Here is a 17,073-nt window from a genome sequence, read left to right as displayed (position 1 = left end):
AGTATCTTAAAACTTCACTCTCTGGCAGCTAAAGCCGCGCCGTCCCATTGCCAAATACCAGCCCAACCTTGTTCGACAGCACCTGCGTCACCGGATCGACCTGCAAGAACCACGCGCCTGCGCGCTCAACCAAGGTTCCGTCGCTCAGAGAATTGAGCCGGCTTTGATAGGTTCCCGCCCCGGCGGTGGCCAGTACCAATGCCTTGAAGATGAAAAACAGAACCACCAGCGCTAGAAAGTATTTAAGCGGCGCGCCTTTATCGCGGCGGCGTGGGTGCGCGATGACAAGCCCATCGTTGCGAATGGTGGTGTAATACCCGTTTGCCAAAGCTTTGCGCTGACGATCCAATTGATCAATGCGCGTTCCGAATGGTTGATTAATATCGGCCATAATCGCCTCAAATTACTGTAGGTCCCCACCTTAAGCACTTCAGACAATACAACAGAAATGTGGCTTTTTCTACAAAATTAGATGAATTAAGTCACAAAAAGACGGTCAATTATGGCATCTTTTGGACGGTAAGCGTTGTCCAGTCGCCAATCATCTCTCTGTTCAATAGATTGATGCCGGATTGTGCATAAACCTCAATCACGTCATCCGCCTGCTCGTTCAGGATGCCTGACAGAATCGCTTTGCCGTTTGGGGCCAGCGCGGTTGCCATATCAGGGGCCAGTGCCACCAAGGGGCCTTTCAGGATGTTGGCAAAGATCAAATCAAAGGGTGCCCTTGCGGCCAGATCGGGATGGTCAAAGCCCGCTGCCTCTACGCAGATCAACCGGTCGCTCAACCCGTTCGCCGCTGCATTCGCGCGCGCCACGTCAACGGCGACCTCGTCAATATCACTGGCCAACACGGGGTTCGGCCAAATACGCGCGGCCGCCATCGCCAGCACGGCAGTCCCGCAGCCGATATCCGCAACGCTTTGCCCGACCATGCCGTCATTGGCCAAACGGTCCAGCGCCCGCAGACATCCCAGCGTTGTGCCGTGGTGCCCCGTGCCAAACGCCATCGCGGCCTCGATCAACAGCGGCTCGCAGCCTTCAGGCACCTTATCCGCATCATGACTGCCATAGACAAAGAACCGTCCAGCCTCGACGGGGGAAAGCTCACGGCGCACATGGGCCACCCAGTCGGTTTCTGGCAGTTCTGAAACGACAAAATCCTTTGCGCCCATCGTCGTCGCCAAAATCGCCAAAGCGGTCTGGTCAGGTGCTTCCTCGAAATAGCCACCCACTTCCCACAGGCCCGATCCGTCTTCCATCTCGAACACCCCCACGCCGGTCGGCTCAGGGGTCAGCCGCTCCATCGCCTCGCCCAAGGCATAGGCGGGTTTGCGTCCTTCAAGTGTGGTCAGGGCTGTGAATGTGGGCATAACGCTCTCCGCAATGTTGTTAACGCGGCCTACGCAGGCGCGCCAATCGGGTCAAGGGTGGCTATTGCGCGGCCACGGGCAGCGGGCGCGCAAAAATCGTCTCGTGGCCCGGCATCGGGTGGCGCGGGATCATCAAGGACAGTGCCAAGGATATACCCGCCATCGCCGCAGCCAGTACAAATACCGCCACAGGCGATATCAGCCACAGCAGCCCCAAACCGACGGGCAAGAACACAGCCGCAATGTGATTGATGGTGAAAGCCACAGCAGCAGTTGGCGCGATATCACCCGGATCCGCAATCTTCTGGAAATATGTTTTCAACGCCAGCGCCAATGCAAAGAACATGTGATCGATCACATATAGGGTCGCCGCAACGACAACGCCCCAGCCCAGATAATACACACCGCCATAGGCCAAAAACACGATGATCAACCCGAGATACTCAATCGCCAGCGTACGGCGCTCGCCGAAATATCCGACGGCCCGCCCCAAAAGCGGCGCAAATAGCATGTTCGCGATCAGGTTGATCAAATACAACATCGTGATTTCATGAACGTCAAAGCCGAAGCGTTCAACCATCATAAAGCCCGCAAAAACCACAAAGATTTGCCGCCGTGCGCCCGACATGAATTGCAGCGCATAATACAGCCAGTACCGTTTGCGCAGCACCATCTTTTTAATCTGCGGATGCGGAGCCTCGAACTGCGGATAAGCAAACAGCGCAAACAGCGCGATCACCACAGTGACACTGCCCCCGATCATGTAAACGATGTTGTACGACAGCGACAGCGTGTTCCACAGCGCCATAATCGCCAGATAAGCCACAAGCGTCGCAGCCGAACCCGCGGCCATCAGCCAGCCGATCATGCGCGGCGCATCCTCGATCTTGAGCCATTGCAACTGCAGTGACTGGTTGACTGTCTCGTAATAATGAAACCCGATCGAGCTGAGCATGGTGATCGTCAAAATCCCGCCCATCGACGGGAACCAAGCTGTAACAGCCGTAGCCACCCCAAGCAAAACCAGCGACACCAATCCCAAAACCTGCTCGCGCACAAAGATGATAATCGCGATGACGCCAACCGCCAAAAATCCCGGAATTTCGCGCACCGTATGCAGCAAACCGATGTCAGAGCCGTCAAAATGCGCGACCTCAATGACAAAGTTATTCAGCAGCGCCGACCACGTGTTAAACGCGATCGGCATGGCCAAGGCCATCAGGAACAAAAGCGCTACAGGGCGGCGCCAAAACGGTTGATGCTTGGCATCCTCAAGGGTCACATATTGGGTCATACCTCACCCTTTACGCCCCAATCCTAACCTTGACGAGGTCAAATAAACCGACCCACCGCAAAAGCTGCACAAGGGTCTATATTCCAAATGGAAACAAATCCTCGCCGAAGGCATGTTTTGCCAAACAGGCAAAACCAATAAAGACTCAGTAAAAGCTTTGCGGATCAATATCGACGGCGATCCGCATGTCACCCTTTAGCCGCAACTGCCCGACCCATTTGGCCAGCGCCTCTTGCAGGGGCACGGACTTATCCGCCTTGACCAGCAACCGCACCCGGTGCCGCCCGCGCACCCGCGCAATCGGTGCTGGTGCGGGGCCGTAAACCTGCGCGCCCACAGCTCGCAGCGGCCCGTCCTGGCGCGCTAATTGATTGCCCGCGTCGAAAATCGCCGCAACATCCGGCCCGCTTAAGATGATACCGGCCATACGGCCATAGGGCGGGACACCGGCCTGACGCCGTTCACCTGCTTCGGCCTTCCAGAACATCTCCTCCTCGCCCGCAAGAATGGCGCGGATCACCGGATGGTCTGGCTGATAGGTCTGCAACAACGCCGCGCCCGGTGCCTCTGCACGCCCTGCCCGCCCCGCAACCTGCCGCATCAATTGAAAGGTCCGCTCGGCCGCGCGCAGATCTGACCCCATCAGCCCAAGGTCAGCATCGATCACCCCCACCAATGTCAGGTTGGGAAAGTTATGCCCCTTGGCCACCAGTTGCGTGCCAATAATGATGTCTGCGGCCCCTTCAGCGATGCCTGCAATTTCGGCCTTCAGCGCCCGCGCCGATCCGTACATGTCCGAGCTTAGCGTCGCGACACGCGCGTCGGGCCACAATGCAGCGGCCTCTTCCCCCAAGCGTTCGACCCCCGGACCAACTGCGGCCAGCTTCCCTTCTGCCTCGCAGGACGGGCAGGCATCCGGCATCGGTTTGCTTTCGCCGCATTGATGGCAGACCAGCCGTTTGAGGAAACGGTGCTCCACCATGCGCGCGTCGCAATGATCGCAACCGATCTGGTGGCCGCAGGCCCGGCACAAGGTCACAGGCGCATAGCCGCGGCGGTTGATGAACAACATCGCCTGCTCGCCGCGCTCCAGCCGTTTATCGACCTCTGCGCGCAAGGTGGGCGATACCCATTTGTCACTGGGCAACCCTTCGCCGCGCATATCAATCGCGCCCATCTCCGGCATCACCGCTGGCCCGAACCGCGAGGTTAGCTCAGCCCGCGTGTATTTCCCTGCCTCGGCATTGGCCCAGCTTTCCAAGCTTGGCGTGGCCGACGCCAGCACCACCTGCGCACCGCAAATCGACGCGCGCAACACTGCCATGTCGCGGGCATTATACAGCACGCCTTCTTCTTGTTTGTAGGAGGTGTCGTGCTCTTCATCCACGACGATCAGGCCCAAGTTCTGGAACGGCAGGAACAGCGCGGAACGTGCACCGATGACCACCTGCGCCTGCCCCTGGCCAACCATGCGCCAGATCCGGCGACGCTCGGTCATGGTGGCACCCGAATGCCATTCCGCAGGCTTTGCGCCAAAACGCGCCTCGACCCGGTGCAGGAACTGTTCGGTCAACGCGATTTCGGGCAGCAGCACCAGCGCTTGGCGTCCGGCTTTCAACGCGGCGGCAACGGCCTCAAGGTACACTTCGGTTTTACCCGACCCTGTCACACCGCGCAGCAGTGTTGTGCCATATTTGCCCGACTGCACCCCTTGGGCCAGCAGCGCCGACGCATCTGCCTGGTCTTTCGTCAGCTCCTTGCTGGGCAGGCTTGGGTCCATCCGCAAGAATGGCAGATCACGCGGGCTGTCTTGTTCAACGACGGCGTCTTGGGCCACCAACCCTTTAATCACGGATGATGTAACCCCAGCCATCTCGGCCAGCTCTTTGAGGGTAAAGGACAGGTCGCCATATTCCGCCAGGGTTTCCAGCACCCGACGCCGTGCGTCGGTCATGCGGTCCGGCTCTGACATCCCGCGCCTGTAAATCTTGCGCATGGAGGGCGGATCACCCAACCCCGGCGCGCGGGTGGCCAGCCGCAGCATGGCAGGCATGGGCGTCAGGGTATAAGCCGCCGCTTTGCTTAGGAAGGTTCGTAGCTCCTCGCGCATTGGGGCCGCGTCCATCACGCGTATAACGGACCGGATTTTGGACAGCTCGTAATCGCCCTGCCCTGCGCCCCAGACGACGCCCAACACCTTGCGCGGGCCCAGCGGCACCTCAACGAAAGCGCCCAGATGGCAACCGCCTTCAGGTGCTTTGTAATCCAGTGCCCGACCCAAGGGTTGGGTCGTCAGAACCGCGACCAAGTCACCTTGGTGAAAAAACTCTTGCGATGTCACCAACTGCTCCGGCCTTGGGTTGCGGGAATTAGGGTTTAAGCAGCGCCGCTCATGCGCTAAAGCCATTGCCAACAGACATAGCCATTCGACAACCCTATTCCAACCGGAAGGAAGTAATATGAAATTCTTTGTAGATACTGCTGAAATCGACGCGATTGCGGAACTGAACGATCTGGGCATGGTCGATGGCGTCACCACCAACCCATCGCTGATTCTGAAATCGGGCCGCAACATTCTCGAAGTCACCAAAGAGATTTGCGATCTGGTTGAGGGCCCCGTCTCGGCCGAGGTTGTTGCCCTGAAAGCAGACGACATGATCGCCGAAGGCCGCAAGCTGGCCGAGATCGCTGACAACATCGTCGTCAAACTGCCCCTGACATGGGATGGCCTCAAGGCGTGTAAGGTGCTGTCGGGCGAAGGCAAAATGGTCAACGTCACTTTGTGCTTCTCCGCCAACCAAGCATTGATCGCCGCCAAAGCTGGCGCGACGTTCATTTCGCCTTTCATCGGCCGTCTGGACGACATCAACATCGATGGCATGGATCTGATCCAAGACATTCGCGTCATCTATGACAACTATGGGTTCGAGACCCAAATTCTGGCCGCGTCGATTCGCACGGTTAACCATGTGCTGGAAGCCGCACGCATCGGTTCCGACGTGATGACTGCCCCACCAGAGGTGATCAAAAAGCTGGCCTCGCACCCGCTGACGGATAAAGGTCTTGAGCAGTTCATGGCGGACTGGGCAAAAACCGGTCAAAATATCCTGTAAGACATCTTTGCGTGCGCGGCTTGAATCTGCGCACGCAACATTTCCGGGCCGCGTGGGTTAGATTAAGAAGCTGAAGGCCGACGGTCGCGCACCGAACAGCCGGTCTGTTCAGTCCCCATTAAACCACCTGCCTGCCCCTTAACGCCCCCCATACAGCACGAATTTTGGCAGAAAACTGCCGCAGTCCCATCAAAAAGTTGCAGATTTCGGGCTGCGCTCGTGTTATTGCGTATAAAAATAAAAATGAGACGAGCATGAGCAGTAACCACAAAATCGAAGATTCTCTTCGCGAAGCGATCATTTCGCAGCCGGATGTCATCCTTGACGATAATGACGTGATGCAGGCCCTGATCGCGGCCAATGAACGTGCGATGGGGGGCAATATCGTCGATCTGCGCGGCATTGCCATGGACCGTTTGGAAACCCGGTTGGATCGGTTAGAAGACACGCACCGCAGTGTTATTGCCGCAGCCTATGAAAACCTTGCCGGCACCAACCAAATTCATCGTGCCATTTTGCGGATGTTGGACCCTGTTGAGTTTGAGACATTCCTGCGTGACCTAGGCGGCGATGTCGCGCAGATTATGCGGGTGGATGTTGTTAAGCTGGTTCTTGAATCCGTCCAAAGCGACAACGACCCTGCTGTAAAGCGTCTTGGTGACGTGCTCAGCGTGGCTGATCCCGGGTTTATTGACGATTACCTGACATCGGGGCGCGGCGGAAATGTGCGGCAGGTCACTTTGCGCGGCGTTCAGGACAGCCCCGCAAGCGTTTATGGCGACAAGGCCGAATGGATCAGATCCGAAGCCTGCCTGAAACTGGACTTTGGCGATGGCCGCCTGCCCGGCTTGTTGATCCTCGGGTCAGAAGACCCGCATATGTTTGGCCCCCAACAAGGCACCGATTTGCTAGGCTTTTTCACCGGTGTATTCGAGCGCGCCATGCGCCGTTGGTTGTCTTGAGCGCGAGCGCAAATTCGCTTTTGATCAGCCCGGCCGCGCGGGATGCGTTGCAAACGTGGCTCGATCATCAACGCGCCCTAAAAGGGGCCGCCGAGAATACGATCACGGCCTATCAGGGCGACGTGATCGATTTTCTAGCCTTTATGACCGTGCATAAAGGCGACAGTCAGGGGTTGGGCGCGCTGGCCAAGCTGACCATATCCGACATGCGCAGCTGGATGGCCAATACACGCGGGCCGGATGTCGGCTCCAGATCTTTGGCGCGCAAACTGTCATCGGTAAAAGCGTTCTATCGGTGGCTCGCCGAACGTGAAGGGTTTGAACCCACGGCGGTCCTATCAACCCGCTCGCCGAAATTCTCGAAAAAGCTGCCGCGCCCCTTGGCCGTAGACGCCGCAAAGGCGATGATTGACTGCGTCGAGTTGCAGTCTCGCCATGCTTGGGTCGCTGCGCGCGATGTCGCGGTTCTGACCCTGCTCTGGGGTTGCGGGCTGCGCATATCAGAGGCGCTAGGCCTCAAGGGTGGGGATGCACCTTTGGCCGATGTTTTGCGCATTGTCGGCAAGGGTGGAAAGGAACGCGTGGTTCCGGTGCTGCCCGCTGCGAAAGACGCAGTTGATGCCTATCTGCGCGTTTGTCCGTTTCCGCAAGAACGCGATGCCCCGCTGTTCAAAGCGGTACGCGGCGGCCCCTTGGCGGCGCGGTCAATTTCGCAGGTGATGATGGATGCACGGATGCAATTGGGGTTGCCCGCGACGGCAACGCCACACGCAATGCGCCACAGCTTTGCGACACATCTGCTGGACGCGGGTGGTGACCTGCGGGCCATTCAAGAACTGTTGGGCCACGCGTCGCTCTCGACCACCCAAGCCTATACGGCGGTCGATACGGCACGCTTGATGGAAGTCTACAACAGCGCCCATCCCAAAGCTGCTCGCTGACCCTCACACCAGCGCCCATAGCCGATTTTTTTGAAAAAAATCGTTCCGGAATTTTTCAAAAATTCCGCCGCGATCCTAGCGGTCAAGTTGCTTCACAAAATCCTGCGCTGCCTTCGTCGGGTCTTCTAACCCCTGTGCAACGCGGTCACCCAAAGTCTTTAGCGCGGCTTTTGCCTTGGGCGCGTCGAGCTGCGCCAACAGCTCGTGTTTCACCGATTGCTCGAACCAGTACCGAGCTTGGGCCGCGCGGGTCCGCTCCCAAAATCCTTCGGCCCTGCGCCAATCGGTCAAAGTCTGAATTTCGGCCCAAGCCTCAGATAAACCGTTTTCCTCAAGTGCTGACACCATCATTGCCTTGGGAAAGCCCTCGGGGTCTTGCGGCCGTTTGCGCAGCAACCGCAACGCCCCAGCGTAATCCGCACAGGTGCGCGAGGCTGCCGGTTTCAAATCACCGTCAGCCTTGTTCACCACAATAATGTCAGCCATTTCCATGATGCCGCGCTTGACCCCTTGCAATTCGTCGCCGCCAGCCGGGGCCAACAGCAACAAAAACATATCAGACATTTCGGCCACAACGGTTTCCGACTGCCCTACCCCCACGGTTTCGATCAACACGACGTCAAAGCCCGCAGCTTCGCACAAGGTGACCGCCTCGCGGGTGCGGCGGGCAACCCCGCCCAAATGGGTCTGACTGGGCGACGGGCGAATAAACGCGGCCGTTTCGCGCGATAGTAAATCCATGCGGGTCTTGTCACCCAAAATGGACCCGCCCGACCGCGACGAGGACGGATCAATCGCCAACACCGCCACGCGCAACCCGCGCTGGATCAGCATCATGCCAAAGCTTTCGATAAAGGTCGATTTACCGACCCCCGGTGTGCCAGACAGGCCAATCCGCAGGGCCTCGCGGTCTTTGGGCAGCGCGGCCAACAGGGCTGTGGCCTGTGCCCGGTGATCCTCGCGAGATGATTCAACCAGCGTGATGCCCCGCGCCAATGCACGGCGTTCACCTGCAACGATCCCCTTGGCCAATTCATCGATATTCATGCGCTGCCCCCCATGCCTTGGCCTGCATCTTTCAAGCGATGCGGCACAAATGTCCAGACCAACGCAAGGGTTGGCGGCGCACCTCATTTGTCCCATAAGCTGCGTCATGGCCTATGACCTTCCTATTGATGATGTGATGCCGCAGGTGATTGACGCCCTGCGCGCGTCTGGTCGTGTCGTTTTGCAGGCGCCACCGGGGGCCGGTAAAACCACGCGCGTTCCGCTGGCGATGCTGGACGCAGGCCTGACCACGGGCAAAATCATCATGCTGGAACCCCGCCGCCTTGCCGCACGGGCCGCTGCCGAACGGATGTCTGCGACCTTGGGGCAGGATGTCGGGCAGACTGTCGGTTTTCGCGTGCGTGGGGCGTCTGCCATCAGCGCGCACACCCGGATCGAGGTCGTGACCGAGGGCATTCTGACCCGCATGTTGCAACAGGACCCCGATTTGCCCGGCGTCGGTGCGGTGATCTTTGACGAATTCCACGAACGGTCATTGAACGCCGATCTGGGGCTGGCGCTGTGTCTTGAGGTGGCCAGCGCATTGCGGGACGATCTGATGCTGGTGGCTATGTCAGCCACCTTGGACGCGGGCCCCGTTGCTGATTTGATGGACGCGCCCATCGTCACGTCGCAGGGGCGCAGCTTTTCGGTGGTGCCCTATTGGCTGGATCGCCCGATTGGCAAACAAAGGTTCGAACAGGCCGTCGCTGATTTGGTGATCCACGCGTTAAACACATCTCCGGGCTCGGCGTTGGTGTTCCTGCCCGGCGAAGGCGAAATTCGTCGGGTCGAGGGGGCCTTGAACGACCGTGTCCCTAACGATTGTACGATTGCCCCTCTATTCGGCGCGATGGAGTTCAAGGCACAGCGGGCTGCCATTGCACCGGCTGAAACAGGGCGAAAGATCGTTCTTGCCACCTCAATCGCCGAAACCTCGCTGACCATCGAGGGGATCCAGATCGTCGTTGATGGCGGCAAGGCGCGGCGCGCCCGCTTTGATCCTGCGTCGGGCATGTCGCGGCTGGTCACTGATCGCGTAACACGGGCGGAGGCCACCCAAAGGGCCGGTCGCGCGGGCCGCGTCAGCGACGGGGCGGCTTACAAGCTTTGGACGAAGGGCGAGGAAGGGGCATTGGCCGCCTTCCCGCCTGCCGAGATCGAAGTCGGTGATCTGTCGTCCTTTGCGCTGGAGCTGGCCATTTGGGGCGCGCAGGCCACTGACCTGAGTTTTGTCACGCCGCCGCACGAGGGGCGTCTGGCGGAAGCCCAAAGCGTTTTGAAAATGCTCGGCGCATTGGACGCAAACGGGCGGATCACAGAACACGGCCGCGCGCTGGCAAAGCTGCCGTTGCATCCCAGACTGGCCCATATGGTGGCCAAAGGCGGGCGCAGCGCGCCGACGCTTGCCGCCATTCTGGCAGAGCGTGACCCGCTGCGCGGCGCGCCCGTTGACTTGTCGCTGCGCATGGATGCAGTCGCAGGCAAACGCACGTTGGGAGAGGTCAACCACGCCAGCCTCGCGCGCATCCGGCAAGAGGCCAAGCGCCTTGCGCGGGGGCAGAAAACCGACGGGCCGGATACATTGGGTGTGCTTGCCGCACTGGCCTATCCAGACCGCGTCGCTTTGCGCCGCAAGGGCGACAGCCCGCGTTTTGTGATGTCAGGCGGTAAAGGCGCGGTGATGCCCGATGGCGACCCAATGGCGAGCGAGCGGTTGTTGGTTGCGACCGATCTGGATGGCGATCCGCGCGAGGCACGTATTCGTCAGGCCGTGCGCCTATCCGACGCTGATTTGCGCGCAACATTCCCCGAACAGATCGGTTGGCATGATATTTGCACTTGGTCGCGCCGCGAAGGGCGGGTTCTGACACGGCAACAGGAACGGTTTGGCGCGTTGGTTTTGGATGATCGTGCGTGGTCGGACGCCAGCCCTGACGAAATCGCCTTGGCGATGCTGGACGGTGTTCGGCAATTGGGGCTAATGCCGGGCAAAGCCGCGAAACTGTTCCTTGCCCGCGCGCGGTTGATGGGCAGCGATTTCCCCGACTTCTCGGACGCGCATCTGATGGAGACCTTAGACGATTGGCTGCTACCGCATCTTATTAACGTCCGCAGCACCGCCGATTGGAAAGCCTTCGATTTGCACCCAGCGCTTTTGTCTCGGCTGTCTTGGGACGAGCAGCAGCAATTAGACAAGGCAGCACCGGCGCATTTCACCACGCCCTTGGGCCGTAAACTTGCGATTGATTATGATGGGGCGCAGCCGCAAATATCGCTGCGCCTGCAAGAGGTGCTTGGCGTCACGCAGCACCCGATGATCGCCGGCCAGCCGCTGCAGATCACATTGCTGTCGCCTGCGCAGCGCCCCGTTCAGGTGACCACTGATTTGCCGGGTTTCTGGGCAGGATCATATGCAGATGTGCGTAAGGACATGCGCGCACGCTATCCTCGTCATCCTTGGCCCGAGGACCCGACCCAAGCCGACCCCACGCTGCGGGCAAAACCGCGTGGCACCTAGCCGTAAGATGCCGTCATCAACTGTAAATGGGGGGACAGGGCTGCCGAGCGTCCTGAACGTCAGGGTGGCCCGGCAGATACTCGTTACCATGCGCTAAGCGCTTACAGGTTATCAACTGATCAACGTGGCAAATCGTTCCATGACGCCGCCAAACTCATTACCGTCGGCAACATTCCCGCGCCATTCAACGTGTCCGGCACGGGCAAGGCGCGCGGCGACCAATATGCTGCGGTTTGTTTATTCACACGGGTTCGATGACAAATGGTTTCCATCGCAAAACAAAAAACGAATAGTTTTATGTTCTTTGCAGGGACAAACCCGACGCCGTGCACGGTGCTAGGCCCGCAACGGCGGCAGGGCCGAGACATAAGATCGGAAAGCGAAGCCGCCAAGAGAACAAGCAGCGTTCATTACAAGGTCAGTAAATATGACGGCGCAACGGCAAAACTTGACGCAATCCCTATTGCGTCTGCCGCCCAAATCGCGTGCATATTTATTCAAGCGAACCCCGTGTAAGTGAAATAAGTGAAACGGCGCGCCCCGCGCCCGATGAAAGCCGAAATGTATGAACAGTTTGCATGCGTCCTATGACGTGGTGATTGTTGGCGGTGCCATGTTTGGATCGTCCCTAGCCTGGTGGCTGACCCAGACGCCGGGGTTTGACGGGACTGTTTTGGTGATTGAGCGTGACCCGACCTATGAATTCGCGTCGACCAGTCACACAAACAGCTGCATCCGGCAGCAGTTCAGTTCGACGATCAACATTCAGGTGTCCCAGTTCGGGGTGCAATTCATCAAAAACTTTCGCAAGTTTATGGGCGACGACCCAGAGGTGCCGCACCTCGCCCTGCAAAGCTTTGGCTATATGTATCTTGCCGACACGCCCGAGCTTGCGCAAACGCTTTCGCGCAACCAGAAAATTCAGGCGTCCCTTGGCGCGGGCACGCGGCATCTAAGCCGGGATGAAATCGCCGCTGCTTATCCGTTCTATCAGCTAGATGACATTCTGGCCGGCAACCACAATCTGGTCGACGAAGGGTATTTCGACGGCGGCACCATGTTTGACTGGTTCAAGCGCAAGGCCAAGCGTGCTGGTGTTGAATTCATCAATGACGAAGTGGTCGCCATGACGAAATCGCAGGACGGTAAAACGATTGACGCTGTGGTGCTGAAATCCGGCAACCAAGTGGCATGCGGCACGGTCGTGAATGCGTCAGGCCCACGTGCGATTGCCACTGCCCAGATGGCCGGTATTTCCCTGCCGGTCGAGCCGCGCAAACGCTATACTTTCATCTTTGACGCCGCCGAACCATTAGACCGCGACCTGCCGCTGACGGTTGACCCTTCGGGTGTCCATCTGCGCAGCGACGGCAAATACTACATGGCCGGATGCCCGCCAGACGAAGACCCCGCGGTGGCGTTTGACGATTTCACCTTTGATCACAGCCTTTGGGAAAACAAGGTTTGGCCAGCGATTGCCACCCGCATTCCCCAGTTTGAACGGATCAAGGTCATCAATGAATGGGTCGGACACTACGCCTATAACACGCTTGATCAAAACGCGATTTTGGGACGTCATAGTGATGTCCGGAATTTCATGTTCATGAATGGCTTTTCAGGTCACGGCCTGCAACAAGCCCCTGCAATCGGGCGCGGGGTTGCCGAACTTATTGCCTATGATGAATACCGCAGCCTCGATTTGACCCCCTTTGATTATCAGCGGATAGAGAGCAAACGCTCGATGGTCGAACAGGCTATTATTTAACTTAAAGAAGGATACGACAGATGTTGAAGAAATTGGTTTTGACCGGTGCGGCGGGGCGTCTGGGGTCCTATCTGCGTGAACCACTGTCGAAGATGTGCGAAGAATTGATCAGCACCGACATCGCGGATGACATCGGCACGCTGTACCCCAATGAACGTTTCGCCCAAGCCGACATTGCTGTTTACGATCAAATCGCGCCGCTGCTTGAGGGCGCTGATATGGTCGTCCATTTTGGCGCAATCGTAGATGAAAAACCGTTCGAAGAATTGCTTGGCCCGAATTTCGTCGGCTCCTACAACATTTGGGAGGCCGCCTATCAGCACGGATTGAAACGGGTTGTTTATGCGTCGTCGATCCACGCGGTGGGCATGCATAAAAAGGCGGATTTCATCGGTATCGACGCGCCACATAAGCCAGATACCTTTTACGGTTTGGCCAAATGTTTCAGCGAAGACCTTGCCAGCATGTATTGGGACAAGCGCGGCCTAGAAGCTGCCTGCCTGCGTATCCTCAGCTGTGCACAGGTCAACAATCCGCGCGCCTTGGGGTCGTGGCTGTCATATGATGATTTGATCCAGCTTGTGACCCGCGCAATCGACACGCCGTCGGTTGGGTTTAGCGTTGTCTATGGTGTCTCAAACAACGACCGCGCGCCGGTCGATAACGCAAAGGCCTCGTTTTTGGGCTACCGTCCCAAGGACAACGCAGAGCAGTTTGCGGACGACATTCTGGCCAACGCGCCACCGGCTGATCTGACAGACCCCGGCGAGATGTGTCACGGCGGGCCGTTCGCATCCATTGAGCTGGGGCAAAGCGCCGTGGCCTCGATGAACATCGTTGACGATAAAAAGAAGACCTGAAGCGGGTCAGCCGGTGGTTCGGGGCGTTCCCCGATCCACCGGTCACTTCTTGCGCGAACGGTTAGTCCACTAGTTCCTGCCAGCGATGGCAAGCGACCTTGTGTTCAACCCCTGCGCTTTCCAGCTTCGGTTCCTCCACCCGGCAACGGTCAATCGCGACGGGGCAGCGGGTTTGAAACTTGCATCCCGGGGGCGGATTGGTGGGCGACGGGATTTCCCCCTCAAGCTTTTGCGCCTTGCCCCGATCATCAGGATCAAGCGACGGGATCGCAGACAGCAGCGCCTTGGTATAGGGGTGGCGCGGCCCCGAAAACAGAGTGCGTGTTGGGGCGGTTTCAACGATGCGCCCCAGATACATGACGGCCACATGATCACAGACATGGGCAACAACACTTAGGTCGTGGCTGATGAACAAAAACGTCAGCCCCATTTCCTGCTGGATCGCCTTGAGCAGGTTCAAAACATCGGCTTGAATAGACACATCCAACGCTGCGACGCTTTCATCGGCCACGATAAACTTGGGGCCAGAGACCAAAGCGCGTGCAATGGAAATACGCTGCCGTTGCCCACCAGAAAACGCATGGGGAAACCGGCGTAGGTGTTCGACATTCAACCGGCATTTGGCGGCGATTTCGCGGACGCGTTCATCGGTTTCCGCGCGGCTTTTGGTCAGGCCCATCACCTCGAGCGGTTCAGCGATAATATCGCGCACCGTCATACGCGGGCTAAGCGCAGCATAGGGATCTTGAAAGATCAACTGCGCGCGTTTGCGGTAATCCTTAAGCTCTTTCTTGCCGAGCTTTTTCAGCGAATACGACACCTCGCCATCGTCGAAAACCACGTCGCCCCGGCTGATCGGCGCGGCGCGCAGCATGGCACGGCCCAGCGTTGTTTTGCCTGAACCGGATTCACCCACCAGCCCAAAAAAGCTCCCCGGTGCGATTTCGATATCGACGTTTTCAACAGCGCCGACATAGGGTTTGGGGCCGATGATATTGCCGCGCAGGGCATAGTGGACGGACAGGCCTTTGGCGGCGATCAGGGGTTTATCAGTCATGCCGCGCCCTCCTTCGCATCGTAGAGATGGCAGGCGGCAAAGTGATCCGCGTCAACGTTATGAAATGCGGGCACTTCGGCGGCGCAGCGCGGGCCAATCACCTCTTGGCAGCGGGTGTTGTAAACACAGCCCGACGGGCGTTCCAGCGGCGACGGAATATCACCGGGGATCGGCGTTAGGGGCGCGTCGATGTCATCAAGCGTTGGCAAGGCAGCCAGCAGCCCGCGGGTATAAGGATGCGCAGGTTTGCGGATCACGTCGCGCACCGTGCCCTGTTCAACCAAGCGGCCCAGATACATCACGGCGACCTTGTCCGCCGTCTGCGCGATCACACCCAGATCATGGGTGATAAAGATGATGCCCATCCCGAATTCAGACACGAGATCCTTCATCAGATCGATGACCTGCGCCTGAATGGTAACGTCCAGCGCCGTTGTAGGTTCATCTGCGATCAGCAGCTTGGGTTTGGTCGACAGGGCCATCGCGATCATCGCCCGCTGACGCATACCGCCTGACAGTTCAAACGCGTATTGGCCAAAGCGGGTGGAGGGATCGGAAATACCGACACGGTCCAGCATCTCAATCGACACTTCCTTGGCCTGCGGTTTGGAGAAATTCGTGTGGATCAGCAACTGTTCCACCATCTGATCCCCGATTGAAATCGCAGGCGCAAAGCTGGCCATCGGTTCCTGAAAGATCAACGAGATCGACCCACCGCGCACGATCTTCATTTCGCGGTCGGTTTTCAGGGATAGTACATCCACCGGCCCGTCTTCGAGATGCAAGGTGATCTTGCTGTCGGGGCCATACACTGCGTTGCCAGGGTTCAGCTTCATCAGCGATTTGGCGGTCACGGATTTACCCGACCCGCTTTCGCCAACCAGCCCCATAACCTCGCCTGCCTCAAGGCTGAAGGACACGTTATCGACGGCGGTGATGCGCCCCTCGTCCGTGTCAAATTGCAAGGTCAGGTTTTCAACATCGATTAGTCTGCTCATTTCTTGGTATCCCCATAAGGATCAGCAGCGTCGCGCAGCCCGTCCCCCACAAATACAAACGCCATCACAAGGACGATAAAAAAGATCACCGGAATGAAATACCACTGGTAGTTCAGCAACACGTCGGCGCTGGTGACGTTCTGCAACATGACCCCAAGCGAATTGACAGGGTCCTTGAGCCCCAGCCCGATAAAGCTGAGCGCGGTTTCAGACAGCACCATATACGGGAACGAAATAACCAGATCGACGATGATATAGCTGGTGAAGCTTGGCAGCAGATGCTTGCGAATGACATGCCCGCTGGACGCCCCGCAGAGCCGTGCCGCCAACACATATTCCTGATTTCGTTCGGTCAAAATATGCGTCCGCACGCGGCGCGCCAGCGTGGGCCATCCGATAAAGCCCAAGATGATCGAGATGAAGAAAAACCTTTCTTCCGCGCTCCACGTGTCGGGAATAAACGCCGCCAGCGCCATGAACAGCGGGATGGCCGGAATGGTGCGCACCGCGTCCGTCACCATCTGGATAATTGAATCCGCCCAGCCCCCATAAAAGCCCGACACGCCCCCGATCACGAGGGCAAGGACAAAAGCGATCATGACCCCGATGGTCCCCACTGCAAGCGATGTGTTGATGGCATGGAACGTCCGCGAGAAGATGTCCTTACCTGTGGAATCGGTGCCGAACAGATGGATATACCCCTCGTCCACGCCAAATAGATGCGTATCGAAGGTCATGAAAAACAACGAATATTCGGACCCTTCGACGAAGAACTGCACATAGTGCCTTTTGTCTTTGTTGACCGTCGTGACCCATCTGAAATTGGTTTTGATCGACCTTTCGCGTTCAAGCCCATAGATGAACGGCCGAAACGAACACCCGTTGTCGTCACAAAAATGCGGCATCGTCGGTGCGCCGTTCAGATAGTCTTTGTCGCGACCCGCAATGGTTGGATCGTAAGGCGTGAGAAACGGCGCAAATATCCCTGACAGGATCAACACGACCAAGACCCAAGCCGCGATCATCGCCGCTTTTTGCTTCTTGAAGCGGGTCCAGATCAGCTGCCCTTGGGACGCGGTGAAATAGGCATCTTTGGCGGTTTGATCGACGGCGGCGTCATAGCTATTGGTATCTGTCATTTT

14 protein-coding genes are annotated in these 17,073 nt (G+C 58.1%); 6 read left to right on the top strand and 8 right to left on the bottom strand.

Annotation, left to right across the window (positions count from 1 at the left end; genetic code table 11):
• Nucleotides 1-28 precede the first annotated feature (28 nt).
• The 4 genes from AADJ11_RS04740 to AADJ11_RS04725 form a co-directional block, all read right to left on the bottom strand.
• Nucleotides 29-391, bottom strand: coding sequence for a hypothetical protein (locus AADJ11_RS04740; protein ID WP_341233387.1), 363 nt, complete (start codon nt 389-391; stop codon nt 29-31).
• Between the two features lie 109 nt (nt 392-500).
• Nucleotides 501-1,373 (bottom strand): 50S ribosomal protein L11 methyltransferase, encoded by an 873-nt coding sequence (locus AADJ11_RS04735; protein WP_341233386.1) that lies wholly within the window; start codon nt 1,371-1,373, stop codon nt 501-503.
• 61 nt (nt 1,374-1,434) lie between these two features.
• A complete protein-coding gene (locus AADJ11_RS04730) occupies nt 1,435-2,667 on the bottom strand; it encodes an MFS transporter (protein WP_341233385.1) in 1,233 nt (410 codons plus the stop codon).
• A 145-nt stretch (nt 2,668-2,812) separates the two neighbouring features.
• Nucleotides 2,813-5,008, bottom strand: coding sequence for a primosomal protein N' (locus AADJ11_RS04725; protein ID WP_341233384.1), 2,196 nt, complete (start codon nt 5,006-5,008; stop codon nt 2,813-2,815).
• A 118-nt stretch (nt 5,009-5,126) separates the two neighbouring features.
• Between AADJ11_RS04725 and fsa the strand changes: the two genes are divergently transcribed.
• The 3 genes from fsa (at nt 5,127) to AADJ11_RS04710 (ending at nt 7,683) form a co-directional block, all read left to right on the top strand.
• The gene (gene fsa, locus AADJ11_RS04720) at nt 5,127-5,780 is read left to right on the top strand and encodes a fructose-6-phosphate aldolase (RefSeq protein ID WP_341233383.1); all 654 of its coding nucleotides are present in this window, start codon (nt 5,127-5,129) and stop codon (nt 5,778-5,780) included.
• A gap of 254 nt (nt 5,781-6,034) precedes the next feature.
• Nucleotides 6,035-6,742, top strand: a complete 708-nt coding sequence (locus AADJ11_RS04715; protein ID WP_341233382.1) for a DUF484 family protein — start codon at nt 6,035-6,037, stop codon at nt 6,740-6,742.
• Nucleotides 6,739-7,683 carry a tyrosine recombinase XerC gene (locus tag AADJ11_RS04710; RefSeq protein WP_341233381.1) on the top strand — a complete coding sequence of 315 codons (945 nt, stop codon included), beginning with the start codon at nt 6,739-6,741 and terminating at the stop codon, nt 7,681-7,683. The genes AADJ11_RS04715 and AADJ11_RS04710 overlap by 4 nt, the downstream gene beginning before the upstream one ends.
• 75 nt (nt 7,684-7,758) lie before the next feature.
• Here AADJ11_RS04710 and meaB read toward each other — a convergent pair whose 3' ends face one another.
• Nucleotides 7,759-8,730 carry a methylmalonyl Co-A mutase-associated GTPase MeaB gene (gene meaB, locus AADJ11_RS04705; protein ID WP_341233380.1) on the bottom strand — a complete coding sequence of 324 codons (972 nt, stop codon included), beginning with the start codon at nt 8,728-8,730 and terminating at the stop codon, nt 7,759-7,761.
• A gap of 106 nt (nt 8,731-8,836) precedes the next feature.
• Between meaB and hrpB the strand changes: the two genes are divergently transcribed.
• From hrpB to AADJ11_RS04690, 3 genes are all read left to right on the top strand, one after another.
• Nucleotides 8,837-11,251 (top strand): ATP-dependent helicase HrpB, encoded by a 2,415-nt coding sequence (gene hrpB, locus AADJ11_RS04700; RefSeq protein ID WP_341233379.1) that lies wholly within the window; start codon nt 8,837-8,839, stop codon nt 11,249-11,251.
• Nucleotides 11,252-11,816: 565 nt separating this feature from the next.
• Nucleotides 11,817-13,016, top strand: a complete 1,200-nt coding sequence (locus AADJ11_RS04695; RefSeq protein ID WP_341233378.1) for an FAD-binding oxidoreductase — start codon at nt 11,817-11,819, stop codon at nt 13,014-13,016.
• A gap of 20 nt (nt 13,017-13,036) precedes the next feature.
• Entirely contained in the window at nt 13,037-13,876 is an 840-nt protein-coding gene (locus AADJ11_RS04690) for an NAD(P)-dependent oxidoreductase (protein ID WP_341233377.1), read from the top strand.
• Between the two features lie 61 nt (nt 13,877-13,937).
• Here AADJ11_RS04690 and AADJ11_RS04685 read toward each other — a convergent pair whose 3' ends face one another.
• The 3 genes from AADJ11_RS04685 to AADJ11_RS04675 are packed head-to-tail and all read right to left on the bottom strand — an operon-like array spanning nt 13,938 to nt 17,070.
• A complete protein-coding gene (locus tag AADJ11_RS04685) occupies nt 13,938-14,933 on the bottom strand; it encodes an oligopeptide/dipeptide ABC transporter ATP-binding protein (protein ID WP_341233376.1) in 996 nt (331 codons plus the stop codon).
• On the bottom strand, nt 14,930-15,931 hold the full coding sequence (locus tag AADJ11_RS04680) for an ABC transporter ATP-binding protein (RefSeq protein ID WP_341233375.1): 1,002 nt from the start codon (nt 15,929-15,931) through the stop codon (nt 14,930-14,932). The genes AADJ11_RS04685 and AADJ11_RS04680 overlap by 4 nt, the downstream gene beginning before the upstream one ends.
• The gene (locus AADJ11_RS04675; RefSeq protein WP_341233374.1) at nt 15,928-17,070 is read right to left on the bottom strand and encodes an ABC transporter permease; all 1,143 of its coding nucleotides are present in this window, start codon (nt 17,068-17,070) and stop codon (nt 15,928-15,930) included. The genes AADJ11_RS04680 and AADJ11_RS04675 overlap by 4 nt, the downstream gene beginning before the upstream one ends.
• Nucleotides 17,071-17,073: the final 3 nt, after the last annotated feature.

This window comes from uncultured Sulfitobacter sp. (assembly GCF_964021855.1).
Classification (GTDB): domain Bacteria; phylum Pseudomonadota; class Alphaproteobacteria; order Rhodobacterales; family Rhodobacteraceae; genus Sulfitobacter.
This window is presented reverse-complemented; position numbering and strand designations above follow the sequence as displayed.